This window comes from Mycolicibacterium iranicum (assembly GCF_014190915.1).
Classification (GTDB): domain Bacteria; phylum Actinomycetota; class Actinomycetes; order Mycobacteriales; family Mycobacteriaceae; genus Mycobacterium; species Mycobacterium iranicum_B.
Genome location: NZ_JACHVU010000019.1, coordinates 38,763 through 61,945, shown reverse-complemented (window position 1 = coordinate 61,945; position 23,183 = coordinate 38,763). Strand labels below are relative to the sequence as shown.

Annotated in this window: 20 protein-coding genes; 11 read left to right on the top strand and 9 right to left on the bottom strand. The window is 68.1% G+C overall.

Annotation, left to right across the window (positions count from 1 at the left end; all coding sequences use genetic code 11):
- Window positions 1–204 precede the first annotated feature (204 nt).
- Window positions 205–1,824, top strand: coding sequence for a PucR family transcriptional regulator (locus FHR72_RS25235; protein WP_183473959.1), 1,620 nt, complete (start codon window positions 205–207; stop codon window positions 1,822–1,824).
- A 13-nt stretch (window positions 1,825–1,837) separates the two neighbouring features.
- Here FHR72_RS25235 and FHR72_RS25230 read toward each other — a convergent pair whose 3' ends face one another.
- Together FHR72_RS25230 and FHR72_RS25225 are read right to left on the bottom strand one after the other, a co-directional pair.
- Window positions 1,838–3,199, bottom strand: coding sequence for an APC family permease (locus tag FHR72_RS25230; RefSeq protein ID WP_260156245.1), 1,362 nt, complete (start codon window positions 3,197–3,199; stop codon window positions 1,838–1,840).
- A 68-nt stretch (window positions 3,200–3,267) separates the two neighbouring features.
- Window positions 3,268–4,383 (bottom strand): DmpA family aminopeptidase, encoded by a 1,116-nt coding sequence (locus tag FHR72_RS25225; protein ID WP_311736253.1) that lies wholly within the window; start codon window positions 4,381–4,383, stop codon window positions 3,268–3,270.
- Window positions 4,384–4,507: 124 nt separating this feature from the next.
- Here FHR72_RS25225 and FHR72_RS25220 point away from each other — a divergent pair, with 124 nt between their 5' ends.
- On the top strand, window positions 4,508–5,122 hold the full coding sequence (locus FHR72_RS25220) for a TetR family transcriptional regulator (protein WP_183473950.1): 615 nt from the start codon (window positions 4,508–4,510) through the stop codon (window positions 5,120–5,122).
- A gap of 18 nt (window positions 5,123–5,140) precedes the next feature.
- Here FHR72_RS25220 and FHR72_RS25215 read toward each other — a convergent pair whose 3' ends face one another.
- Window positions 5,141–6,349 (bottom strand): NAD(P)/FAD-dependent oxidoreductase, encoded by a 1,209-nt coding sequence (locus tag FHR72_RS25215; protein ID WP_183473947.1) that lies wholly within the window; start codon window positions 6,347–6,349, stop codon window positions 5,141–5,143.
- A 163-nt stretch (window positions 6,350–6,512) separates the two neighbouring features.
- Here FHR72_RS25215 and FHR72_RS25210 point away from each other — a divergent pair, with 163 nt between their 5' ends.
- The 5 genes from FHR72_RS25210 to FHR72_RS25190 all read left to right on the top strand — a co-directional run bounded on the left by FHR72_RS25210 (window position 6,513) and on the right by FHR72_RS25190 (window position 13,909).
- Entirely contained in the window at window positions 6,513–6,680 is a 168-nt protein-coding gene (locus FHR72_RS25210) for a hypothetical protein (protein ID WP_183473944.1), read from the top strand.
- 93 nt (window positions 6,681–6,773) lie between these two features.
- Window positions 6,774–8,564 (top strand): ICP22 family protein, encoded by a 1,791-nt coding sequence (locus tag FHR72_RS25205; RefSeq protein WP_183473941.1) that lies wholly within the window; start codon window positions 6,774–6,776, stop codon window positions 8,562–8,564.
- Between the two features lie 235 nt (window positions 8,565–8,799).
- Window positions 8,800–9,432: a porin MspA gene (locus tag FHR72_RS25200; RefSeq protein WP_183473939.1), complete on the top strand. Its 633-nt coding sequence runs from the start codon at window positions 8,800–8,802 to the stop codon at window positions 9,430–9,432.
- A 287-nt stretch (window positions 9,433–9,719) separates the two neighbouring features.
- Window positions 9,720–11,990, top strand: a complete 2,271-nt coding sequence (locus FHR72_RS25195) for a SpoIIE family protein phosphatase (protein WP_183473936.1) — start codon at window positions 9,720–9,722, stop codon at window positions 11,988–11,990.
- 563 nt (window positions 11,991–12,553) lie between these two features.
- Complete coding sequence (locus FHR72_RS25190) at window positions 12,554–13,909, top strand: PE-PPE domain-containing protein (RefSeq protein WP_183473933.1); 1,356 nt, start codon at window positions 12,554–12,556, stop codon at window positions 13,907–13,909.
- Between the two features lie 34 nt (window positions 13,910–13,943).
- Here FHR72_RS25190 and FHR72_RS25185 read toward each other — a convergent pair whose 3' ends face one another.
- Window positions 13,944–14,741 carry a helix-turn-helix domain-containing protein gene (locus FHR72_RS25185; RefSeq protein ID WP_183473931.1) on the bottom strand — a complete coding sequence of 266 codons (798 nt, stop codon included), beginning with the start codon at window positions 14,739–14,741 and terminating at the stop codon, window positions 13,944–13,946.
- Window position 14,742: 1 nt separating this feature from the next.
- Here FHR72_RS25185 and FHR72_RS25180 point away from each other — a divergent pair, with 1 nt between their 5' ends.
- Window positions 14,743–15,147 carry a DUF4345 domain-containing protein gene (locus tag FHR72_RS25180; RefSeq protein WP_311736252.1) on the top strand — a complete coding sequence of 135 codons (405 nt, stop codon included), beginning with the start codon at window positions 14,743–14,745 and terminating at the stop codon, window positions 15,145–15,147.
- Here FHR72_RS25180 and FHR72_RS25175 read toward each other — a convergent pair.
- The 4 genes from FHR72_RS25175 to FHR72_RS25160 form a co-directional block, all read right to left on the bottom strand.
- On the bottom strand, window positions 15,137–16,162 hold the full coding sequence (locus tag FHR72_RS25175) for an alcohol dehydrogenase catalytic domain-containing protein (protein ID WP_183473928.1): 1,026 nt from the start codon (window positions 16,160–16,162) through the stop codon (window positions 15,137–15,139). The two genes, FHR72_RS25180 and FHR72_RS25175, sit on opposite strands and share 11 nt — an antisense overlap.
- 1 nt (window position 16,163) lies before the next feature.
- Complete coding sequence (locus FHR72_RS25170) at window positions 16,164–18,095, bottom strand: flavin-containing monooxygenase (RefSeq protein ID WP_183473925.1); 1,932 nt, start codon at window positions 18,093–18,095, stop codon at window positions 16,164–16,166.
- 135 nt (window positions 18,096–18,230) lie between these two features.
- On the bottom strand, window positions 18,231–19,319 hold the full coding sequence (locus FHR72_RS25165; RefSeq protein ID WP_183473923.1) for a sensor domain-containing diguanylate cyclase: 1,089 nt from the start codon (window positions 19,317–19,319) through the stop codon (window positions 18,231–18,233).
- 123 nt (window positions 19,320–19,442) lie between these two features.
- Window positions 19,443–20,642, bottom strand: coding sequence for an oxygenase MpaB family protein (locus FHR72_RS25160; protein ID WP_183473922.1), 1,200 nt, complete (start codon window positions 20,640–20,642; stop codon window positions 19,443–19,445).
- A 56-nt stretch (window positions 20,643–20,698) separates the two neighbouring features.
- On the opposite strand from FHR72_RS25160, the gene FHR72_RS25155 reads away from it, so the two are divergent.
- From FHR72_RS25155 to FHR72_RS25145, 3 genes are all read left to right on the top strand, one after another.
- Entirely contained in the window at window positions 20,699–21,319 is a 621-nt protein-coding gene (locus FHR72_RS25155) for a TetR/AcrR family transcriptional regulator (RefSeq protein ID WP_260156239.1), read from the top strand.
- Window positions 21,320–21,352: 33 nt separating this feature from the next.
- Window positions 21,353–21,892 (top strand): cysteine hydrolase family protein, encoded by a 540-nt coding sequence (locus FHR72_RS25150; RefSeq protein WP_183473920.1) that lies wholly within the window; start codon window positions 21,353–21,355, stop codon window positions 21,890–21,892.
- Window positions 21,893–21,973: 81 nt separating this feature from the next.
- The gene (locus tag FHR72_RS25145; protein WP_183473917.1) at window positions 21,974–22,327 is read left to right on the top strand and encodes a Fe-S protein; all 354 of its coding nucleotides are present in this window, start codon (window positions 21,974–21,976) and stop codon (window positions 22,325–22,327) included.
- Window positions 22,328–22,333: 6 nt separating this feature from the next.
- Here the strand turns inward: FHR72_RS25145 and FHR72_RS25140 are convergent, their stop codons facing one another.
- Complete coding sequence (locus tag FHR72_RS25140; RefSeq protein WP_183473915.1) at window positions 22,334–23,134, bottom strand: SDR family NAD(P)-dependent oxidoreductase; 801 nt, start codon at window positions 23,132–23,134, stop codon at window positions 22,334–22,336.
- Window positions 23,135–23,183 lie beyond the last annotated feature (49 nt).

Sequence of the window (23,183 nt, the reverse complement as noted above, 5' to 3'; positions counted from 1 at the left end):
CGACACTGGCCAACGCGACCTGACCGGTCGTCTGACCCGTCGCCGGATTCGTCACCGGCGCCGTCACCGCCGAACTACCCGCAAAAACAGCATTACCGACCCAATGGGAGATCGTGTTCGTCACCGCTCCAGTGTCGGACGGAACACGACCGGTATCGGTGTGCACAATGTATCGAATATCGACGTCGCCTTTACACTGTGTCAATGGCGGTCACCGTCGGCGAAGTCGTGGCGCTGCCCGTGGTGCAGCAGGGTTCGCCGCAGATCCTGAGCGGGCGTCGATGGTCGGAACCCATCCGATGGTTGCATGTCGGCGGCGTCGCGGACCTGTCGTCGCTCCTGCAGGGTGGAGAGCTGGTCCTCACCACGGGCGCCGGGCTCGGCCGCGATCCGCAACGCTATCTGGAGGGTCTCGCGAACGCCGGCGCTCTCGGGGTGGTCGTCGAGGTCGGAGCGTCGTCGGCGTCGCTTCCGGAATCCTTGACCGCACGCGCCGAAGCTCTGGACCTCGCGTTGGTTGCGCTGCACCGGCAGATCAAGTTCGTCGACGTCACCGAGGTGGTGCACCGGCGGATCGTCGCCGAGCAGTACGACGAAGTCGCCTTCGACCGTCGGGTGCACGAGGCGTTCACCGAGCTGAGTATGAGGCGCGCCTCGGTCACGGGCATCGTCGACGCCGCCGCGGGCATCCTGGGGCGGCCGGTCGTACTCGAAGATCTCGCGCATCAAGCCGTCGCGGTAGCGGCCCAGGGAGCGAGAACCGCTGAGCTGCTCGCAGATTGGGAGAACAGGTCCCGCCGCAGCCCCACTGCGGACGGCGGCCCCGAGCAATGGACGATCACCACCGTCGGCCCCCGCGGAGAGGAGTGGGGCCGCCTGATCGTGCCGACCCCCGCCGGCGAACGCGGCCGGGTGACGATGGTGCTGGAACGCGCGTCCGCGGCTCTCGCGCTCAACCGCATGATCGAGCGGAACACGACCGGGCTCCATCAGCAGGCCCAGAGCGGATTGTTCGACGACGTCCTGCAGGGCCGCCTCGCCGACGAACGCGAGGCCGCCGCCCGCGCCCATGCGTTGGGTCTGCGCACGGCGAGCCGCTACTTTCCTGTCGTCGTCCGTGTCGACCACGCCCGGCCGGCCGTGGATCCGCTTGACGCACAACGACGCAACGTGTCACTACTCGATGCGGTGAGCCACACGGTGAACGCGGCAGGGCACACCGGGTTGTTCTCCACCCGCCGGGAAGGCGAGGTCGCGGCACTGATCGCACTCAGTGCGGCGCGCGGTGGGCCGGACAGGGCGCTCACCGACCTGGGTGAGCGCCTCCGCCACGCGCTGCACCGCATCGACGGCGTCACACGGGAGGTGTGCGCGGTGGGCGCACCCGATGCCGCCATCGTCGACGCGATCCGCGGGCTGGGGGAGGCTGGCCACGTCGCCGAGGTGGCCCTGGCCATGCCGGACCGGTCCCGGGCCTACTTCCAGGCGTCCGACGTCCGGCTGCGCGGTCTGATGGCGCTGCTGCGTGACGACCCACGTGTACTGCGCTTCGCCGAAACCGAGCTGCGGCCCCTGCTCGAGCGCGGGGTGACCGCCGACGTCGACCTGTTGCGCGCGTACCTCGACCTCGCCGGCAACAAGGCGGCGCTGGCACACCGGCTGCACATCAGCAGACCCGCCCTCTACAAGCGGCTCGCTGCCCTCGGCCGAACGCTCGGGGTCGACCTCGACGACGCCGAATCCATGACGTCCCTGTCCGTGGCGCTGATGGTGCTCGATGCACGGCAGCGGATCGCGTCACCCGGTCTCGGCGAGAACGCCTGACCGGCAACCCGTCTCACCTCTCTTGGGTCCGCGAGACCAATGACGTGGACGGGCGCCAGGCCAGGAACCCGACAACGAGCCCCACGAACGGAATCGCGGCCAGGATCGTGCTCAACGTCGCGCTGCCGCCGGTGACCAGCGTGAAGTTCGACAGCACCAGCCACAGACTGACCAGCAGGCCCGCCACCGCGAGCGCGGGGGCGATCCGCGTGGTCCAGAGTCGACCCGAGGCGCGGTCCCGGTGGCGGACGAAGAACGCCAGCACGGCAATGGATGTCGTCAGCATCAAGGTGACCATGCCGACCGTGGCGACACCGGCCATCGAGCCGAACACGCCGACCAACGGATCGATCCCGAACACCGCCAGCACTGCGACGATGACTGCGGCGGTGACCGTCTGAACCACCGACGAGAACCACGGCGAGTGATGGGCGCCGTGCACCCGGGCCAGTCGGGCGGGCAGTAATCCCTTGCCTGCGAGCACGAACTGGTAGCGGGCGATCACATTGTGGAACGACAGCACGCAGGCGAACAGGCTGGTCAGCAGAAGGACGTTGACGATGTCGCGGCCGATACCGCCCAGCTTCTCACCCGTGGTGTCCAGCAGCATGTTGCCCTCGCCGTCGAGCGTCTGCTGCGCCACCGCGGTCACCTGATCGGGGCCGATGGCAACGACGAACGCCCACACCGTGACGGCGTAGAAGGCGCCGATGAGGATCACCGCGGCATACGTCGCGCGCGGAATGGTGCGTTCGGGGTCGCGGGCCTCGTCGCGGAACACCGCGGTCGCCTCGAAACCGATGAAGCCGGTGAGCGCGAACAGGATCGCGATACCGATGGTGCCGTCGGTGAACACGGCCGGATCGAAGGACGCCACGGTGACGCCCGCCGGTCCGGGCTTGGCGACCATCACGACATCGAGTACCACCACGATGCCGATCTCGAGGGCCAGCGCCACCCCGAGCACCTTCGCGCTGAGTTCGATGTGCCGGTAGCCGAGTACGGCGACGATCGCCAGGATTGCGAACGAGTAGACAGGCCAGGGGATCACGGGCCCGCCGTAGTGGGTCACCGTGTCGTTGATGGCCCAGCCGATGTAGCCGTAGATGCCGATCTGGATGGCGGTGTAGGCGATCAACGCGACGACTGCGATGCCCTTGCCCATGCGCTCGCCCAGACCGACGGTGACGTAGGAGAAGAACGCGCCGGCCTCGGGCACGTGGGGCGTCATGGTCACGAAGCCGACGCTGAAGACCAGCAGCACCAGTGCTGCGATCACGAAGCCCATCGGCGCACCCGCGCCGTTGCCCAGCCCCATCGCCAGCGGCATGTTGCCACCGATCACGGTCAACGGCGCGGCCGCCGCGACGACCATGAAGACGATGCCGACGGGGCCGAGGTGCCCGGTGAGTCGCCGACCTTCGGTGCGGCTGGGTGCAGCGGTCACGAGAACTCCTCTGTGGGAACGGGTTTGGTATTCAGCGCGCGGCCCAGGAGGGCGTGATCGAGCGCGTGGACGGTGAAGCCGTTGCGGCCCGTCATCGTGGTGGCGGCGACCATCGCGTTGACGATGGCCTCCTCGGTGGCCTCGATCGTCAGATCGAAGAGGCGACTCATCAGCTGCGGGGCGACCATGCGTAGGGGCACCTCGGGTTGTGACGCGGCGGGGTCCTCGTCCCAGGCATAGGGCGGGATTCCGCGATTGCCGGTGGAGAAGGCCAGCATCAGGTCTCCGCTGTACTGCTCTCCGGACCCACCGATCCGGGCCACCGCGAGCGCGGCGCGCTGCGCGACCCGCGTGCACTGGTGGGGCAGCAGCGGCGCGTCGGTGGCGACGATGACGATGATCGACCCCGAACCGGGTTCATACCGGTCCGGCAGGTCGGGTAGCGGCACCTCGTCGGGCCCGATCAATTCGCCGACGGGGACACCGTTGACGCGGAGACGCTCTCGCCGACCGTGATTGGCCTGCACGAGCACCCCGACGGTGTACTGCCCGACGGCTGTCTCGGTGACGCGTGAGGAAGTCCCGATACCGCCCTTGAAGCCGTGGCAGATCATTCCTGTGCCGCCACCGACGTTCCCCTCGGCCGGGCGTTCCGTCGAGGCGTTCTCCAGGGCCGAGCGGACATGCTCGGGCCGTACGTGAAAACCGTTGATGTCGTTGAGCAGGCCGTCGTAGGTCTCTCCGACCACGGGAAGCGACCAGTAGACGCCGTCCCCGCGGGCCCGCACCTGCGCGGCGACGAGCTCGTCGCGGACGACGCCCACGCTGTGCGTGTTCGTCAGACCGATCGCCGTGGTGAGCTCGCCGGATTCGCGGATCCATTCCAGCCCCGTCAGCTCGCCGCTGCCGTTGAGCCGGTGGGAACCGGCGAACACCGGCTCGGCCCAGATGTCGTCGTGGGGGATCACGACCGTGACCCCGGTCCGCACGGTGGCGGGACCGTCGGCGTGCAGGGTGGTGTGGCCCACGCGGACGCCGGCGACGTCGGTGATGGCATTGGACGGGCCGGTGGGGTGTTCGCCGATCACGACGCCGAGGTCTCTGGCACGCACTGTTCCCGCTCGTTTCCGCATAGTTTTTTTACTGATTGGAAAAGAACTATGCGCCCGTGTGATGCGGACCGCAAGAGGACGGGCAAAATAAGTGCCGTCCGGACCGGCGAAGGAGGTGAGGGCAGTGGCGCGACCCAGCCGTCAGGTGCAGCGGCGCGGCGACATCATGGACGCGGCGATCGCCCTGATCGAGCGTCACGACCTGGCCGACCTGAAGCTGGCCGACGTGGCCGCAGAGCTGGGGCTGACGACGAACGCGGTGCGCTACTACTACAAGGACATGTCGCAGCTGCTGTCCGAACTGGCGTTGCGGTCCGATGTCCGCTTCTACGACGAACGGCTTCGGCTCGGCGCGGCCGCCGGTGAGCCGCAGGCGCGGCTGGCCATGACGATCGCGGCCGGGCTGCCGACCGGACCGGAGGACGCGGAGTGGCGGGCGATCTGGCGTGCCGTCCTGGCGGCGGGTTTCGAACTCGACCGCCGGCGCGATGTCCAGGGCATCTATCACCGGCAGGTCGGTCTATACAGTGACCTGCTGACCGCCGGGGCGCAGTCCGGAGCATTCACCCTGCAGTCCCCGCCACGTGACATCGCGATGACCCTGATGTCGATGGAGGACTACTTCGGGTACCGCATCGTCGCCCGTGATCCCGACTTGAGCCGCGAAACCGCACTGCGCCTCATGCGTCAGTACGCGGAGATGGCCACTGCGGCAAGCCTTCCGGATCCCGCTCTGTGAAGATCCCCGGGCCCTCGGTCACACCCTGCCCTTCAGGATGAGGTTCCAGTACATCTGCGGAAGGCCGTAGCGATCGAACGCCCATGCGCTGCGCCGCGGCTTGTACGGGTCGAGGAACGACGGCAGCGACGAGGACCGTCGTCCCGTCCGGTCGAATTCGGCGGCGATCAACCGGTGCGCGTCCGTGGGGATCGGCGCCACGGTGTAGCCGTCGTAGCGGGACAGGGCGGTCTGGCCGCGGCGTGCCGCGAGGAGGTTGTCGACCAGCACCGCCACCTGCCGTCGCAGCCCGCCCCCGGAGGGGTCGGTGTCCACGCCCGCGGCGTCGCCGGCCGCCCACACCGTGGCGAACGCGCGGTGGCGCAACGTCTCGGGGTCGATGTCCACCACTTCGCCGGGGGTGTCGCGCGTCAGGCCCGACTCGGCCAGCCAGCGCGGCGCCCGGAATGGGGGCACGAGATGGAGCATGTCGTAGTCGATCCGACGGGTGCCGCCGCTGCCGTCGGTGACGGTGATCTGACGTCCGTCCGGATCCAGTCCGGTCACTGTCGTCGCGAACGCCGTCTCGACACCGAGTTCGTCGAGGCGGTCGCGCAGTCGTTCGTCGAGACCGGGCACGCCGAGCAGGCCGGGGCGGTCCACCAGCAGCGTCATCCTGGTCTCGCGTCCGGTACGTGCCCAATGGGCGGCGGCGAAGAACAGCGGCTTGATGGTCGTGCCGGAACAACTCACGGGCGGGCGGGGCACGGTGAAGACCGCGCGCCCGCGGTGGGGCAGATCCCGGATGAGTCGCCACGTCTTCTCCGCGTGGTCGAGGTAGTTGCTTGCGACGCCCGCGGCGGTGATGGCCGACGAGACCCCGGGTAGTGCCTCGTCGTCGACGACGAGGCCGGGCACGACCACAAGGTCCCGATAGCCGTACGTCGCGCCCGAGGCGCAGGTCACGACCCGGTCCTGCGGGTCGACGGCAACGGCGCTGTCCTGCAGCCACGTGCAGCCCGCGGGGGTGACCGCCCGCTGCGTGCGCTCGGCCGCCCGCAGCGAAGCCTGGCCGCCTCCGACGTAGGACAGCAAGGGTCGGTAGGTGTGTACGAGTTGCGGCTCGAGGACCGCCACGTCCGAAACACCCTGGCGGAGCAAGCGAGCGGCGGTGCTGATGCCGGCATTACCGCCGCCGACGACGAGGACGTCGAACGTGGTTCGGGGGCCGGGGGCGCTGTGGCTCATGGCTGGGCACTACCCGGCCGGCGGGGGCGGTAATCCCGGCGCGCCGGCCACCTCGGAACCGGCAGTCCACGACTTTGCCAGAAAGCCCCGCGGGGTAGCGATTTGGTGCCCGCGGCCGTCGCGGGACGCGTTAGGGTGGACCAACGCGCAGGGAGGCATCGGGTTGGCCATTTCGGCGCTGCCGCACACGATTACGGCGAGCGTCGGTGCTGCGGTGGCGCCCTACGTGGCGGTGGCGGATGCCGCGTCGGCGATCGACGAACTCGTCCCGGTCGCGGACTCCGCGGTGTATCGGGCCAAGAAGCGGGCCTCATCTGAGCGGGTGGAATAGACGCCCACGTCAGCGTTGCGGTGAATTTGCCGAACTGACGTCGAACGGTTGTCGCCGGAGTTAGCGTCAGCCAGACGGGGACGGGGGAGCGACGTGGCCGATCGATTCATGGCGTGGGTGAGCGCCGGTGTACTGGCCACCGGGGTGGCTGCGGCGGCGATTTCCGGTGCCGGGTACGCGAGCGCGGATGACGACACCGGCGCCTCGGAGACGTCGTCGCACGCGGCGGCCGACAGCCCTGCGGAGTCCCCCGCCGGCCCCACCGCGGGGAGCGTGCCCGACGACCCGACGGACCCGGAGGGTACCGACGCGCAGGCGGATGCTCCGGCGGAGGAACGGGCCGTCGTCGAGGACGCCGCTGCTGAGGACGGCGACATCAGTGACACCGAGGACGAGACCGCCGAAGTCACCGACGGCACGGCCTCTTCGCACGGGTCCGACGCCGCCGGCGGTGACCCAGGCCCGACCGACCGCGGTGACCCCACCGACGGCCCGTCCACGGACTCCGAGGGCGTGGATCCCACAGTCGCCGACGCTGCGCACGATGCGCCCGTCCGCGACGAGGTCGCGTCCGAAGAGATGGCAGGCGAGGTGCCGTCCGGATCGCCGGGAGTCACCGCGAACCGAGGCCGTCACCCGGAGGCGCCGACCGGCGCGGCGGCGACCGAGGATGCGGTGCCGTCGGTGAACTCGGCCGCCGTGACGATGAGCTCCGTCCAGGAGGTCGCCGCGGCGAGGCCATCGCTGCTCAACGTGGTCGGGTCCTTCTTCTGGGGCGTGTTCGACCTGTTCTCCAAACTCGTCGACCTGTCACCGACCATCCCGCCGGGCAGCACGGTGACAGCGGGACGGTCCACTGTGGAGATCGACTGCGGTGACGGATACACCGCGGACGCGGACTGGTACTTCCCGACGGACGGAGAACCGGAGAAGTTCCTCTACTTCCAGCACGGATTCCCGGCGCGCGCAGGCTTCTACAACGTCACGTTGCAGGAGCTTGCGGAACGCAACAACGCGATCGTCGTGGCACCGTCCATCACGAGCAACATCTTCGCCTGCGATGCGTGCGCGATGAGCGGCGAACCGATGCAGGCCGCCGTCGCGCGGCTGTTCGAGGGCGACCGCGCGGCCCTGGTGGCCAGCGCGAGGGCGGCCGGATTCGACGGCGTGCTGCCCGAGAAGTTCGTGATCACCGGGCAGTCGGCAGGAGCGTCGCTGGCCGTCGCCGCTGCGGGCTACTACTACCAGCTCGCGCCTGCGGACCAGCGTTCCAACCTGGCAGGCGTTCTGCTGTACGAGGTCTCGGCCATCGGGGGCGCCGGCACGGGCAACGCCCTCACCAACGCCCTTCGGAAGTTGCCCGCCGCGGTGCCGGTGCTCCACATCGCCGCCGAACCCAACATGCTGAACTCCCAGGGCAGCGGAAACGTCGTCTTCGAGGAGGAACGGCCGGGGCAGTTCAACGGGATCCAATTGATCGGCGGCGCACATTCGGACGCGTTCCGGAGCTCGACGCTGCTGGGCATCCCCCAATTCATCGTCACGCTCTTCTTCGGTGCGTCGACTCCGCAGAATGTCGAAGCGGTGCAGGTGATCTCGCGCGGATGGTTGACCGACATGTACGCGGGGCGGGTCTACAACCCCGCCACGCGCACAGGCATCTACGGCGACCCGGGCGAGCCGGGCACCGTCGTCGTGGACATCCCCACCGTGAAGGGTCTCGCCCGCGGTCACGTGCTGCCCGTGCCGCCGACTGCCTCATCACCGTTCGATCGGGTGGTCAACGCCTTCTTCGGCCTGATCAACGTCAATCTCTTCGCCCGGTGCGCGGTGGACACGCACGAAACGGCACGCCGACAGAGCGTTCTCGGCTGCTCCAGGTGACGGCCGACGCCCCGTGGGAGCCCTGATCCCCCGGGTGGCCGCGCCGTAGTGCCGGTCTCGACTGCCAGTGTGCTGCGAATGTGCTGACCCACTTCACCTGGACGGTTGGTGCGACGGACGTCGCTCAGACCCCGTATCCGGGTCGCGCGCCCGGATCGGGAGCGGGCTCTCTGTCCTACGTTGATCCCGCTGACACGGTGTCACGCGGCAGGACCACACACCCGACGGGGAGATCATGAAGGCAACTAGCCGGGTGCTGATCGCGATGATCGCGTCCATCGCGGCGTTGTTCGCGAGCACTGGCACCTCGCACGCCGGTTTGGACAACGAGCTGAGCCTGGTCGACGGCCAGGGTCGTACTTTGACGATTCAGCAGTGGGACACGTTCCTCAACGGTGTCTTTCCGCTGGACCGTAACCGCCTGACCCGTGAGTGGTTCCACTCCGGCAAGGCGACCTACATCGTGGCCGGCGAGGGCGCCGACGACTTCGAGGGCACGCTGGAGCTGGGTTATCAGGTCGGCTTCCCGTGGTCGCTGGGTGTGGGCATCAATTTCAGCTACACCACCCCGAACATCGCGTTCGACGGTCAGGACTTCCTCGACGGCAACCTGGCCGATTCCATCGTCACGCCGCCGCTGTTGCCGGGTGCGTCCATCACCGCTGATCTGGGCAACGGCCCGGGTATTCAAGAAGTGGCCACCTTCTCGGTGGACGTCAAGGGTTCCGGTGGTTCGGTGGCCGTGTCCAACGCCCACGGAACGGTGACCGGTGCTGCCGGTGGTGTGCTGCTGCGCCCGTTCGCCCGGTTGATCTCCTCGACCGGCGACAGCGTCACCACCTACGGCGCCCCGTGGAACATGAACTGACCTGATCGGTCTTGAGAGGTTGGCCCTCGGCGTTCGCGCCGGGGGCCGATCTTGCGCTGCGGGCGCGGCACGTGCAGCCCGGTGATGGATTCCGGTCGGGCAGGTCTTTGGTTGGATGAAAGGACGAGCGAACTAGCGGAGGACGTGTCGGTGGGGTTGGCCAGGTCCATTCGGACGCAAGAAAGCCGCGGAATGGGGTATGCACAGTGCATTTCCCGGAGCGACGCCGCATACACGCGACTGGAGGCCAGGCTGTCACCAACGACCGACCCTAGGAACCTGATCGCGTGACCAGCGACGACACCCCCACGACGTGGGGGAGTGCCTCGAATCTGGTGCCTGTCGGCACACCGATCGATCTGGACAACTGCGCCCGTGAGCCCATCCACATCCCGGGCAGTATCCAGCCCCGCGGGGTACTCGCCGTGGTGCGGGAACCCGACTTCCGCATCCGCCAGATCAGCGCGAACGTTCCTGAACTTCTCGGCCTGACGGTCGACTCCGTTCTCGGCCGGCATCTGTCGGCGCTCGTGGGTGCCGCGGAGGCCGCGCGAATCGAGAAGGCCGCCTCGATCGTCGGCGACCTGCACCGGCGCAACCCGATCGAATGCCGCATCGACGTCCGCGGACAACCTCGTGAGTTCGACGCGATCCTGCACCGCGAGCCCGGGGGCGTCCTCCTCGTCGAACTCGAGGTCGCCTACGGCGCCCGTCCCTATTCGTTCCCCAACACCTATCAGGCGGTTCGCAGCTGGGTCGAGGAGCTGAACCGGGCGGACACGCTGCGCGGGCTCTACGACACCGCCGCCAACGCTGTGCAAGATCTGACCGGCTTCGACCGCGTGATGGTCTATCGCTACGACGAGGAGTACAACGGCGAGGTCGTGGCCGAGGCCAAACGTGACGATCTCAACTCCTTCCTCGGCCTCCACTACCCGGCGTCCGACATCCCCGCGCAGGCGCGCGCCCTCTACGAGAAGAACTGGCTGCGGCTGATCTCCGACGTCGGATACGCCCCCGCCCCGCTGATCCCGGCCATCGACCCCGACGCCGGCGCACCGCTGGATCTCACGCACGCCACGCTGCGCAGCGTCTCACCCATCCACATCGAGTACCTGCAGAACATGGGTGTGCGGGCGTCGATGTCCATCTCGCTGCTCAGGCATGGCCGGCTGTGGGGACTGATCGCGTGTCACCACTACGCGGGTCCTCATCTGCCGCCGTTCGGGAACCGCGCGGCGGCTGAGTTTCTCGGTTCCACCCTGTCGCTGCGCCTGGTCGACCAGTTCGACGAGGATCAGCTGCACAAGCGACTCGACGCCCAGGCGGTCCTCACGAAGCTCACCGCAGCGACCTTGGATGTCGGCAGGCCGCTCGTCACCGCGTTGCTCGCCGCGCCCGACCTCCTCGACCTCGTGGCCGCCGACGGGGTCGTCGTCAACATCGAGGGTCATCTCCGGATGCACGGGGTGGTCCCGAACTTCGCCGTCGTCTCCGCGGTGGCGGAGTGGGCGCGCACCGCCGGGGACGACGTCGCCCGGACCGACAGCCTCGCCCGCTCGCTGCCGGACATCGAGTTCGATCCGGCTCTCGCAGCCGGCGCGCTCGTCCTGAATCTGCCCGACGGGCAATATGCCGCGTGGTTCCGGCGCGAAGCACTGAGGTCTGTCGACTGGGGTGGCGACCCGCACAACAAGGCCATCGCGATCAGTGAGGGCGAGGAAGTCCGCCTCAGCCCCCGCAAGTCGTTCGAGCGGTGGCGCGAAACGGTGCGCGAGCGCGCCCAGCCGTGGACACCGACGGAGATCGAGTCGGCCGATGCCTTGCGACGCCATCTCGTGGAGTCGCTGTATCACCGCACCCGCGGCGCACTGCGCGTGGCAGAGTTGGTGCAGCGCAGCCTTATTCCGGCATCGATCCCCGACCTGGGCGACTGGCGGCTCGCCGCGCACTACGAGCCCGCGTCCGGCGACCGGGTCGGCGGCGACTGGTACGACGCGTTCCGGCTGCGGGACGGCAGGGTGATCGTGGCGGTGGGCGACGTCGCAGGACACGGCGTCACCGTCGCGGGGACCATGGCGCAGTTGCGGAATGCGTTACGCGCGCACCTGTTCGCCGGCGCAGCGCCGAACGAAGCGGTACGGCAACTCAACGAGTTCTCGGTGCACATGCTGCCCGGAGCCTTCGCGACGGTGCTGGTGGCTCGAGTGGATCTGGACTCCGGCCGCGTCGAGGCCACGTCTGCCGGACACCTGATGCCCTATCTCACCAACGCCGGTTCGCTGGCCGAACCGGCGCCGATCCAGCTGTCACCGCCGATCGGACTCAGCAGAGTGTCCTACAGCCAGAGCACGTTCACCATCGACCACGGCCACGGGCTGGTTCTGTACACCGATGGTCTCGTCGAACGCCGCGGCGAAGTGATCGACGAAGGCTTTGACCGCCTGGCCGGGCAGCTGAGCCGTGCCGGCGACCACGGGGCGTACTCGATCTGGGCGGCGATGGCGGCGGGTTTCACCGACGACGATGTCACCGTCGTCACGCTGCAGCGGCCCTGACGCCGTCGCTTTGCTGCTTCCTTTCACAGTTGCGCTCCTCGCGTCCCCAGGGCCGTTTGCTGGAGAATCAAGTGACCTTTGGCCCTCGACATCTGTTTCACGGTCGGATAGGGGTCCTCAAGTCGATCGGTAAGGCTGTCGAAAGAGGTTGCTCCATCGAACCCATCGTATGGCGATCAACTGTGCTGTTGAAGGTCGTTCGGGCGTTGAACTTTTCTTAGCCATTCGCTGGCTGGCAATGTCCAGTACCGCGGTAAGGCTCACGCGCCGCCCCGGTGCGCATGAGGCGCATGTGGTGCTTGTCATGGCAACTACTCCCATCAACACAGGTGAAAGCGCATTCGGGGCATGTGCTGGGGACGCACCGTGCGCACGGATACAGGGTGTGAGTGCCGACAGCGCTCAGATGAATTGACGCCTTAGCGAAAGCAAATTGGTTCGCTGTAGTTGCACACATTAGAAAACCAAAGTTTTTGCTGGTGCGAAGGTTTAGCTGGCCCATATGCTTCACTGGCGCCGGTCAACCGGTGACACAATTCAGCATCACAAACCGGGGAGATCTCATGGGAATCAGCTTGCGCAAATCGGGTCTAATGTGCGGCACAGCCTTTGCTACAGCGGCTCTGGCTCTGACAACTGCCACGACGGGTGGGGCGGCCAGTTCGGCGCTCATCATCGGCGGCATCTCGACGCCGTCGATGAGCGACGTCATCATGGCGCCGCTGTTGGGCGGGGCGTTCAAGGACCAGCAGCGCGTCAGCGTGAACTGGCCTGCCCAGGCCGGACCGATGACGGGGAAGGGTGACCTGACCCTGGGGGCGTCGATCGCGCAGGGTGAAACCAACCTGAACACCCAGATCAACTCGGCGCTCGGCCGGTTGGCCAAGGATGCCAAGGGCAACTATCTGCCGGGCGAGAAGGTGACCGTCGTCGGACTGTCGGCCGGCTCTCTCGTGGTCGACGAGGTCCTGCGCGATCTTGCCGCCAGCTCCAATGCTCCCGGCAAGGACCAGATCACCTTCGTCATGGTGGCTGATTCGAGCCGTCAGAAGCTGATCGACGACGCCCGTTACAACAGTAAGTTCGACTACACGTACCGACCCGCCCCGGAAACCAAGTACGACGTCATCGTCGTCACCGGCGAGTACGACGGTATGGCCGACTTCCCCGACCGCTGGTGGAACACGCTGGCCATCATGAACGCCGTCGCGGGGTCGCTGTTCGTCCACGTGCCGGTGATGTACGCCGACCTGTCGAAGGTGCCGGCGAAAAACATCGATGTCGACGTGAACTCGCAAGGTGGCACCACCACCCATTACCTGGTTCCCACGGAGAAACTCCCGCTGGTCCGGATGTTCCCGTCGCTGGCGTCGCGGGAAGCCGAGCTGAAGGCCAAGATCGACAAGGGTTACAGCCGCAACGACGTCGTCACCGCCAAGGTCGCGTCGAAGTCACTGGTTTCCGCGGTTCCGGTCGCTCTGGCGGCACCGGCGCCGGTGACGGCGACGGTCGTGAAGCCCGTGGCCCCGGTCGCACCGACCGCCACGGTGAGCGCCCGGGTCGCTTCCGCCCAACCGGTGGCCGCCGCAGCCGCGGAGGTGCCGAGCTCGGCATCGGCATCGCTGCGTGCCGCCAAGGTCGACGAGACCGACAAGACCGCCAAGGCGGAGGAGCCTGCAAAGACCGTCGAGGCCACCAAGCCTGACAGCAAGCCGGCCGACGACACTGCGGCCGGCGAGGACGAGGCCGCCTCCGACGCGGCGGTCGCCGACACGAAGACTGCCGACAGCAACAGCAATGCGGCCGGCGCCGGCGGTTCGGACGCGAAGTCCACCGGCGACGATCAGGACGGTGCGGACGCCGACGCAGCAGGAGCGGCGAACGACGGCGCCTCTGCGTCCTCAGAGTCTTCGGAGTAACCTCCCCGGGCTCCGCTGACCCGATGCCCCGGCCTCATGGCCGGGGCATCGTGGTGTTCGGGGACGGCGTGAGTCCCGGAAGACGAAGGACAGCACCAGTTCTCAGCAACTCGGAGGCTGTCAGGCCGAAGGTCGACCGGAATCGGTCGGACAGATGGGAGGGGCTAACGAACCCCGCATCGGCGGCTGCCTCGGTCAGACTCCTGCCGGCGCGCAGGCCGGCGCCGGCGGCGATGAGCCGCATCCACAGCCGATACCGCCGCAGGCTCGTCCCCACCTCGATACGGAACAGATGCAGGAAGCGCGATTCCGACAGTCCCGCCTGCGCCGCGAGCTGACGTGCGGGTGCCGCAGCGGTGGGGTCCGCCGCGATGAACGTCAGCGCGTCGGCGATCCGGGGGTCCCGCCGCCGAGCTGTTTCGGGAGCCGCCACCTCCAGCCACCGTTGCGCACCGTCGTCGTCGCGCGGTGGAATGACCAGGCTCTGCGTTTCGGTGTGGTCGATGGCGAAATGCGTTGTGGTCTGCCGGCATCGGGCTCGGCACGTGGCCACCCGGCCCGACGACTCGTCGAAGTACGCCGACACCAGTCGGCCGCCGTGCGTGTCGAGGTGGTGGACGAGGCGTGGCGGGATGAGCACACTGCGCGCGACGACGCGGGCGTCGCCGGCAGTGACGGTGAGTTCGCAGTCCGCACCCACCGCAAGACACCAGACCGTTCCGGAATGGGGTGTCAGGTTCAGGCCCGGCCCGGCGTACAAGGCGTGGCCCGGCCACAGCCACACGGCGGGATAGCAGGTTTGTGGAAGCACCGGGAGTCCTGCGGGTGTCATCGTGACCTCCTACAGCCAGGAGGTTAGCGTGCTCGGAGCCGTCATCGTCGCCGCCGTCGCGGTGTTCTTCGCCGGGATGGGGTTCTTCGCGCTCGCCGCGCCCGGCCGACTGCTCGCACCGTTCGACATCACGCTGGGGTCGGCCACCGCGCGCTCGGAGGTTCGCGCGGTATACGGCGGCTTCGGTCTGGCGATGGCGGCAGTCCTCGTGACGGCCCTCGCCGAACCGGACTTGCGCGCCGGGGTGCTGCTCACGGTCGCCGCCGCACTGGCCGGAATGGCGCTCGGTCGTGTGGCGTCTCTTCTCGACGCGCGAACGGCGTTCTACCCCAACTGGTTCTATCTCGTCGTCGAAGTCGGTGCCTCGGCGGCGCTGATGCTCGCGTACGCGGACCCTACGGGGTGAGTTGTATCTTCAGGTGCTTCGCATCCCGCGAGAACGCCGCCGAATACGCCTGAGCGGCATCGTCGAGAGTGAACGCACCGGTGAAGATGCCGGCGACGTCGAGGCGGCCGGCCTGCAGCAGCGGGATGAGCTCCGGCCACGTCTGCTGGACGGGTGCCGTCGTCCACCGGATGGTCAGGCTGCGCAGCAGACACACCAGCGCCGGGAGAGGGTAGGGCGCCAGGTCGTGGACGCCGACGACCGACACCGTGCCACCGGTGCGGACACTGGCCAGCGCATCGTCGAGCGACGAGTCCGAACCGACGGCGTCGATGACCGAATCGGCTCCCAGTCCCGACGTCACGTCCAGAACGGCCTGTGCGCCCGGGGCGTCGAGGGCGTGTGCTCCCGCGTCGACAGCACGCCCGCGGCGCGCGGGAACCGGGTCGACGACGAACACGCGCGCCGCCCCCAGACACAGTGCGCTGCGCAGCGCGCACTGGCCGACGGCGCCTCCTCCGATCACGGCCACCGTGCCACCGAGGGGGATGTCGGCGCGACGGGCTGCTGCCCACCCCGTCGCGAGGTTGTCCGTCAGCAGCAGCGCCTGCTCCGTGTCGATACCGTCGGGAATCGCCAGGAGCTGGAAGTCGGCGGCGGGCACCGCGAGGTATTCGGCCTGCGCCCCGCCGAGCAACCCGGAACCGAAGATCTGCGGACCGCGTACGCATCGCACCGGGTCCTGCGTCCGGCACCCCGCGCAGTGTCCGCACCCTGACACCGAGGACACGAGCACCGTGTCGCCGACGGTGAATCGCCCGACCTCCGAACCTGTTTCGACCACGGTGCCGACCGCCTCGTGCCCGACCGAGACGGGCTGATCGATCGGGTAGTGGCCTTCGAGGAAGTGCAGATCCGAACCGCAGATCGCTGCCGAGCTCACCTGCACGACAGCGCCGTCCGGGCCCGGCAGGGCCGGGTCGGGCCGATCGACCACCTGCACGGCGCGTTCGGAGTCGATCACCACGGCGCGCACGTCAGCCCTCCTCGTCGAGGACGAAGTGCGACCAGTCGGGATCCTCAAGAGCGTCCCGGTATTCGCAGAGACGCCAGGGGCTCACGGTGTGTATCTCACCGTCGGGGTTCTTGAAGTAGGAGTGTTTCACCGCCGGATGGGCCCACACGGTCTGCGTGATCTTCTCCTGGGTGCGCGCGTGCCACGCCTCGGTGGGGCCGGGCAGTGGCTCCATCGACCGTGCCCGTGTGGACACCAGCCGTTCGATGCAGGCGTTGATGTACCGCATCTCCAATTCGGAGTGCATGATCAAACTGCCCCCGTGCGCCAGGTGCGTTCCCGGCCCGTAGATCATGAAGAAGTTCGGAAAACCGGGGACGGTGATGCCTAGATAGGCGAAAGGCTTTCTGCCCCATTCGGTGTGCAGGTCGGCGCCCGCACGGCCGGTGACCGTCATGGGGACGAGCAGCTCGGTGGCCCGGAACCCGGTGGCGTAGACGATGACGTCGCAGTCGTGGGCCGACCCGTCCTCGGTGACGAGCCCGGTCGGGGTCACCTCGCGCACCGGGGTACGGATCAGGTTCACATTCTCCCGCTTGAGGGTCGCCAGCCAGCTCCCGTTGTCCTGCAACGTCCGCTTACCGGTTGCCGGGTAGTCCGGAAGTACCTTGGCCAGCAGCTCCTCGTTGTCGCCGACCTGCGTGCTGATCCAGTCCGTGAACATGAGCCGGGCCATCGCATTGATCTCGCTGACCGCGTTGTCCTGATCGGCGTAGGCCGGGTCCACCCGAGCGGCGTCGAGGCCCTTGTCGGCGCCGGGCCACATCAGCAGGAAGCGGTACCAGCGTGCGTAATACGGCAGGTTCTCCATCGCCCAGCGCACACCGTCGGGGACGGCGTCGTGATACATGGGGTTGGGGAACATCCACTGCGCGGTGCGCTGGAAGACGTCGAGCCGGGCGACCTCGTCGGCGATGGCGGGGGCGATCTGAAAACCGCTGGCGCCGGCACCGATCATCGCGACGCGTTTCCCGCCGATGTCGACCGAATGGTCCCAGGCCGCGGAGTGGAAAGACGGACCGCGGAACGTTTCTCGGCCCGGGATGTCGGGAAGGTTGGGCCGGTTGAGCTGCCCGACGGCGGTGATGACCGCGTGTGCGGTCAACGTCTCGGTCCCCTCGGCGGTGCGTACGGTGACAGTCCACATCGCCGTCGCTTCATCCCAGTGTGCGGACAGCACCTCGGTATTCCACCGGGTGTGGGCGTCGAGACCGTGGCGGCCCATCACGTCACCGAAATAGCGCGCGAGCTCCCGCTGCTCGGCGAAGAAGTGCTCCCAGTGATTGCTCGGCTCGAAGCTGTAGCAGTACAGGTGGTTCGCGACGTCGACGCGTGCGCCGGGATAGGTGTTCTCCCACCACGTTCCGCCCGGACCTGCATTCTTCTCGATGATCTCGAACGAGACGCCGGCCTGCTTGAGGCGGATCCCGGCGAGGATGCCGGATTCGCCGCAGCCGATCACGACGACCCGGAACGACTGAGCGTGGGCCGGGTCCAGCGGCGCGGGCCGCCGTGGATCGATGCCCTCGAGGTCGAGTTCCTCCAGCACCAGCGCCATGTTGTCGTCGTCGACGGGTTCGGCCGCGGCCCAGTCGAGCATCTCCTTGACCAGCTCCGGCGGCAACGGCGCCAGCGGCGGGCAGCCGCGGTCCCGGTAATCGGCGATGGCGGGCAGGGCGGCGGCGCGGGCGCGGGCCTTGTCCTCCTCGCTCATGAATCCCTGGACCTCGTTGAGGAACAGCCCCGCCTGCGCGAAATCCCGGATGTACGACGGATCGCCGGTGAGGTGGACCATCGACAGCAGCAGCGTCGGCACGCTCACCTGCTCCAGCGCGGCGGCGATCTCGGAGGTGGGGGTCGAGAAGCGCTGCCCGGCATGGAACGTGCGCGTCATGGATGTCCTCTCGTCAAATACGCTACCGGCCGTAACGTATCGCTGAGGGTGGCGGGAGCGCAATGCCCTTCGCCGTCGAATGCTTCATGCCCACCGAAGAAGCCTGTGGCCCGACCGCCCGCCGCCCGCGAAGAGTCAGACTGCGCTGTCCGCGATCAGCTTGGCCCGCTTCTCGGCGTACATCGCCTCGTCGGCGCGCGCCAGCAGTTCGTCGAGCGAGCTCGTGTCGGTGTGCGGCACGTGCACCACACCGATGCTCGCGGCCAGCCGATACGGCCGGGCGGCCCTGTCGTTGAAACGCCGGAATGCTTCACGCAACCGGAGTTCCAAGGCTGCCGCGCCATCGTCGAATTCGGAGACGAGCGCACAGAATTCGTCGCCGCCCCAGCGCCCGACGATGTCGGACACGCTCATGCAACGGCGCAGGACCTCGGCGACATCGGTGATCAGGCGGTCGCCGACGTCATGGCCGTCCTCGTCGTTGACCCGCTTCAGCCCGTCGACGTCGAGGAACAGCACGGTGCAGTGATGGCCGTGCGTGCGGGCAGCCAGCAGCGCGGCGTTGGCGAGCAGATGAAAACCGCGGCGGTTGTTGAGCCCGGTCAGGTCGTCGGTCAGCGACAGCCGCCGGATCTCCTCGTTGGCCTGTTCGAGCGCGGCGGTGCGGTCGCTGACGCGCTGCTCCAGCTCGCCGTAGATCTGCACGTTCTCCATGGCGATCGACGTCGAATCGGCCAGCGCCTGCAGCAGCGAGATCTCCCGGGGGGTCGGCTGGCGTTCGTGCGCCCAGTAGTTGCCGATCGCGCCGACGGGGTCGAGCGTGCGGATCGGGACCATCACCAGACTCTTGACGAAGGTGGGGCGGTAGGCCTCGTGCGGGATCCGGTTGTCGACGTAGATGTCGGGGATAACCGCCGCGGTGCGGTTCAGCATCGCCCAACCACTGATGCAGATCTCCAACGGAAACCGGCTGCCCTTCCACAGCGGTGCGATCGCGTCCTCGTCGGCGTAGTAGCACTTCCCGTTGTCGCGCAGGACGAACGTCGCGCCGTCACAACCGGTGAGCTCGCGCGCTGCCGTGCGGACGATGCGCTGGATCTCGGGAAGGCTGCGGGCCAGGGAGAGCTCCTGCACGGCTCTGAGCAGGCGCGCCATCCCTCGCACGTAATCGGAATCGGCGGTGTCGGGAACCGGAGGGGACAACGGCACGGGGGGAGCGCTCATCCAGACCTCCGTGGGACACCGACCGCCGCTGCTCGACGATCCGACCCAGCAAATGTACACCGGAGTCAATCGCCAGGCAGGCGACAACGCGAGATTTCACCCAGCTATCGGTCCGCGGGTACCTCAGCCGGCGGGATGCCGCGCGTTGTCCGGTGCCGCGTCCACCAGGTCGTGCGACATCCCGTACCGCGCCCGCTGCTGCGCCATCACGATGGCATGGCCGGCCAGTGCTCGCCGGGTGCGGCGTTCGGTGAGGCCGGGGACCGCTGCGAGGAGCCGGTTGACCGTGCCGACGACGGGGCTCATCACGGCCGGCACATGCTTGAGCGCCGTGTCGGGCACCCCCAGCTTGGTCGCCGCGGTGTCACCGAGGAAGGCCCTGGTCAGACCGTTGACCAGGGTGACGGCCAGCGCGTGGCGGCGGGCACCGCCGACGGGGAGCAACTCGGCGATCTCGACGGCCAGGTAATCGTGGGTGAGGGCGCGGACGAAGTCGCGGTCGCCGTCGTCGGGGTCGGTCGCGGTGAGCGCGTACAGCTCCTCGATGCGGATGTGATCGGCTTCGCTGCCCGGGTTGAGGGCGGGGCCGACGCCGTTGAGCAGGCCGACGTAGCGCCAGAAATGGTAGATGTCGGCGAGTTCGTCCGTGGTGTAGCGCACCCCGAGTTTGTGCATGGCTGCGAGCGCCACGTGCCCGAACTCCGCAATCGTGAATGCCATGAAACTCTGCGGGATCGGCGCACCCCACAACGCGCTGTCCCAGTCGCCGCTGTCCCAGAGGTGACGGCGCACGAAGGCGTGGATCATGCGCACCCGCAGCGTCGTGGCGAAGCCGGCACCGCCGCGCCGCAACCCGCCCGGGGTGAGGATGGTCTCCATCCACGAGCCCACCTCCAGCGAGCGCACCGCTGCCTGACTGGTGTAACGCCCGGTCATCACCAGCGGCATGCCCGCCGTGGAGTTCATCGCCCCCGCCGTCAACGACGCCGCCCCGAGCACGATGCCGTAGGACGCCATGTGCCGCACGAGATGACCGGCCGCGCGGTCCAGTCGGGCATGGTCCAGCCATGCGGGTTCGGTGTCGACCTCGGCGAAGAAGTCGCGCAGCGAGGCCGGTGCGTCGGGAACGGCATCGATGCCGTCGGCGATCGCGGTGCGGAACATGGCCATCCCGGCGCCCGGCGGTAGGGCGCCGAAGTCGGCGGCCACCGCGTCGGCGAGGGGGTCGGCGACGTCGACGCCCGCCACCCAGTCGCGCCCGAACGCGCCGTACCGGCGGACCGCCACGTCTGCCTTCGGGACCGAAGTCTTCGCATGGGTCATGACTCCATGCAAACATGAGAAAGACTCACTTACTATTCACGTTTGCGAGGATGCCGATGTCGTCACGGGCGCGGACCCGGCCGCAGCAGCAGCGCGCCCGGGAGATGAGACGCCGGCTGCTCGACAGCGCGCTGCGACTCGTTGCTCGCAAGGGAGCGGCAGCAGTGACGACGCAGGCCGTCGCCGACACCGCACACGTCAGTATCGGCACTGTGTATCGGTACTTTCCGGACCGGGCGGCACTCCTTGCCGAACTCGTCGACGAAGCCGCGCGGGACATCTCGTTCGAACTGGTCCGCGGAGTCGGCGAGGCGCTGGATCTCGACGTCTCCACGGCGGCTCTGATCGTCGTCGAGACGCTCACCGCCGCCTACGAGAAACATGCCGCGATCCTGCAGGCCGCGTTGACATCCTCATCTTTCGACGTGCCCCCGTACCTCAACCACACCGCCATGGACGAGATCGAGCGCAGCCTGCTCCCACTGGGAAGCGCCATCCCCGGAAGGGCGCGGCCGGACCTCTCCGCGGAGGAATTGCGCGATCTCGTGTTCGTGACCATGGGGGTCACGTCCAGTGCCTGCCTGCGCATCGCGTTGCTGCGCCCGCCCGACTCGGATCGCGACGCGATGGTCGCTCTGACGGCCCGGATGCTCGTCGCGGCACTCACACCGCCATGACTAGACCGTTCGCCACGGGGTACTGAGGCGGTCATGAGTGACACCGCCTTGCTCGTGGTCGACATGTTCAACACCTACGACCACCCCGACGCAGAAAAGCTGGCCGACAGTGTCGTCGACATCGTCGATCCCGTGGCGGACCTGATCGCCCGCAGCGCCGAGCGCGAGGACGTCGCGGTCATCTACGTCAACGACAACTACGGAGACTTCGCCGCACAACCCTCGGACATCGTGCAGGCCGCGCTCGACGGCGCCCGTCCTGAACTCGTCCGGCCGGTCGCGCCGGGGCCCGACACCCGCTTTCTCACCAAGGTGCGGCACAGCGCGTTCTATGCGACCTCGCTGGACTACCTGCTCACCCGCCTGGGCTCGAAGCGCATTGTCCTGACCGGCCAGGTCACCGAGCAGTGCATCCTCTACACCGCCCTGGACGGCTACGTCCGCCACTACGAGGTCGTGGTTCCGCCGGATGCGGTGGCGCACATCGATGCTGGGCTCGGGAAGGCGGCGTTGGAGATGATGGAGCGCAACATGAAAGCGGAGCTGTCGGCCTCCACGGACTGTCTGCCCTGAGGACGCCGGGTGGCCGGATCCGAGCTGGATGTGGCCATTTTGGCGGGGTGCCGTCAGGTGGAGCTGTTGTAGCCTCACGCCATGGATGTACTACGTTCAGTAGTTGTTCTGCTGCACATCACCGGTTTCGCGATCACCTTCGGGGCGTGGGTGGCCGAAGCCGTCGCCGGGCGCTTCCGGACGACACGACTGATGGACTACGGCCTGTTGCTGTCGCTGGTCACCGGTCTCACGCTCGCCGCGCCGTGGCCTGCGGGAATAGTGGTGAACTATCCGAAGATCGGCGTCAAACTCGTGATCCTCGTCATCCTCGGCGGAATTCTGGGAATGGGAAACGCGCGCCAGCGCCGCACGGGGGAGCCCGTGCCGCGTCCGATGTTCTTCGCCGCCGGGGCGCTGGCGTTCGGCGCCGCCGGCGTCGCTGTGGTGTGGTGACCGGCCCTATTGCTCTCCGAGGCCCATCAATTCGGTGACGTGGTGGTCGCGCCCCGCGGTGTAGCCGCCGTCCACGGCGATCGCCTGCCCGCTGACGAAGCTCGCGTCCGCCGACACGAGGAACGCCGCCACGGCCGCCACCTCCTCGGGGCGGCCGAACCGCCGGAGCTTGTGTTCGTGACGGAGTTCGTCGCGGGGACCCGCCATCCCCTCAAGTCCCATCACCGAGTCGAACAACGGCGTCTCGATGAAACCCGGGCAGATAGCGTTGGCGCGAATGCCGCTGGGGCCGTAGTCGATCGCCGCATTCTTGGTCAGTAACACCACACCGCCCTTGGACGCGTTGTAGGCGCTGCCGCCCGCGGTGCCCTCGATACCCTCGACGCTCGACAGCGTGACGATCGCGCCGCGTTCGCCGTCGACACGATCCTGGGTCGTCATCTGCGACAGTGCCGCCCGCATCACGACGAAGGTGCCCTTCAGGTTGATGTCGACGACGCGATCCCATTCGTCGTCGGGCAGCAGGTGGATGGGGCCGCCACCGCCCACCCCGGCCGAGTGGACGACGCCGTCGAGTCGGCCCACACGATCGACCACCGCGGCGATGGCCCGGTCGATCGCGGCGGCGTCGAGCACATCGCCGGTGACGTACCGGAAGGCGTCTCCGAGGCCGGCCGGGCCGTCGTCGGCCAGGTCGACACCGACGACCGCAGCGCCTTCGTCGAGAAGTCTGCGCGTCGTGGCCAGTCCGATGCCTGACGCCGCGCCGGTGACCAGAACGCCCCTGCCTGCAAGCCCTTTGAGCATCGGCACAGTATTGCCCACGGTGTGCCGCGATGGCCCCTTGATCGAAAAG

Coding starts and splice junctions, on each gene's coding strand:
- FHR72_RS25185 (WP_183473931.1), bottom strand. CDS start 14,741: ATGACACCCGCAGGACTCCCGGTGCTTCCACAAACCTGCTATCCCGCC.
- FHR72_RS25155 (WP_260156239.1), top strand. CDS start 20,699: ATGTCGTCACGGGCGCGGACCCGGCCGCAGCAGCAGCGCGCCCGGGAG.
- FHR72_RS25160 (WP_183473922.1), bottom strand. CDS start 20,642: ATGACCCATGCGAAGACTTCGGTCCCGAAGGCAGACGTGGCGGTCCGC.
- FHR72_RS25170 (WP_183473925.1), bottom strand. CDS start 18,095: ATGACGCGCACGTTCCATGCCGGGCAGCGCTTCTCGACCCCCACCTCC.
- FHR72_RS25200 (WP_183473939.1), top strand. CDS start 8,800: ATGAAGGCAACTAGCCGGGTGCTGATCGCGATGATCGCGTCCATCGCG.
- FHR72_RS25145 (WP_183473917.1), top strand. CDS start 21,974: ATGGATGTACTACGTTCAGTAGTTGTTCTGCTGCACATCACCGGTTTC.
- FHR72_RS25215 (WP_183473947.1), bottom strand. CDS start 6,349: ATGAGCCACAGCGCCCCCGGCCCCCGAACCACGTTCGACGTCCTCGTC.
- FHR72_RS25235 (WP_183473959.1), top strand. CDS start 205: ATGGCGGTCACCGTCGGCGAAGTCGTGGCGCTGCCCGTGGTGCAGCAG.
- FHR72_RS25230 (WP_260156245.1), bottom strand. CDS start 3,199: ATGGTCGTCGCGGCGGCCGCGCCGTTGACCGTGATCGGTGGCAACATG.
- FHR72_RS25140 (WP_183473915.1), bottom strand. CDS start 23,134: ATGCTCAAAGGGCTTGCAGGCAGGGGCGTTCTGGTCACCGGCGCGGCG.
- FHR72_RS25150 (WP_183473920.1), top strand. CDS start 21,353: ATGAGTGACACCGCCTTGCTCGTGGTCGACATGTTCAACACCTACGAC.
- FHR72_RS25190 (WP_183473933.1), top strand. CDS start 12,554: ATGGGAATCAGCTTGCGCAAATCGGGTCTAATGTGCGGCACAGCCTTT.
- FHR72_RS25165 (WP_183473923.1), bottom strand. CDS start 19,319: ATGAGCGCTCCCCCCGTGCCGTTGTCCCCTCCGGTTCCCGACACCGCC.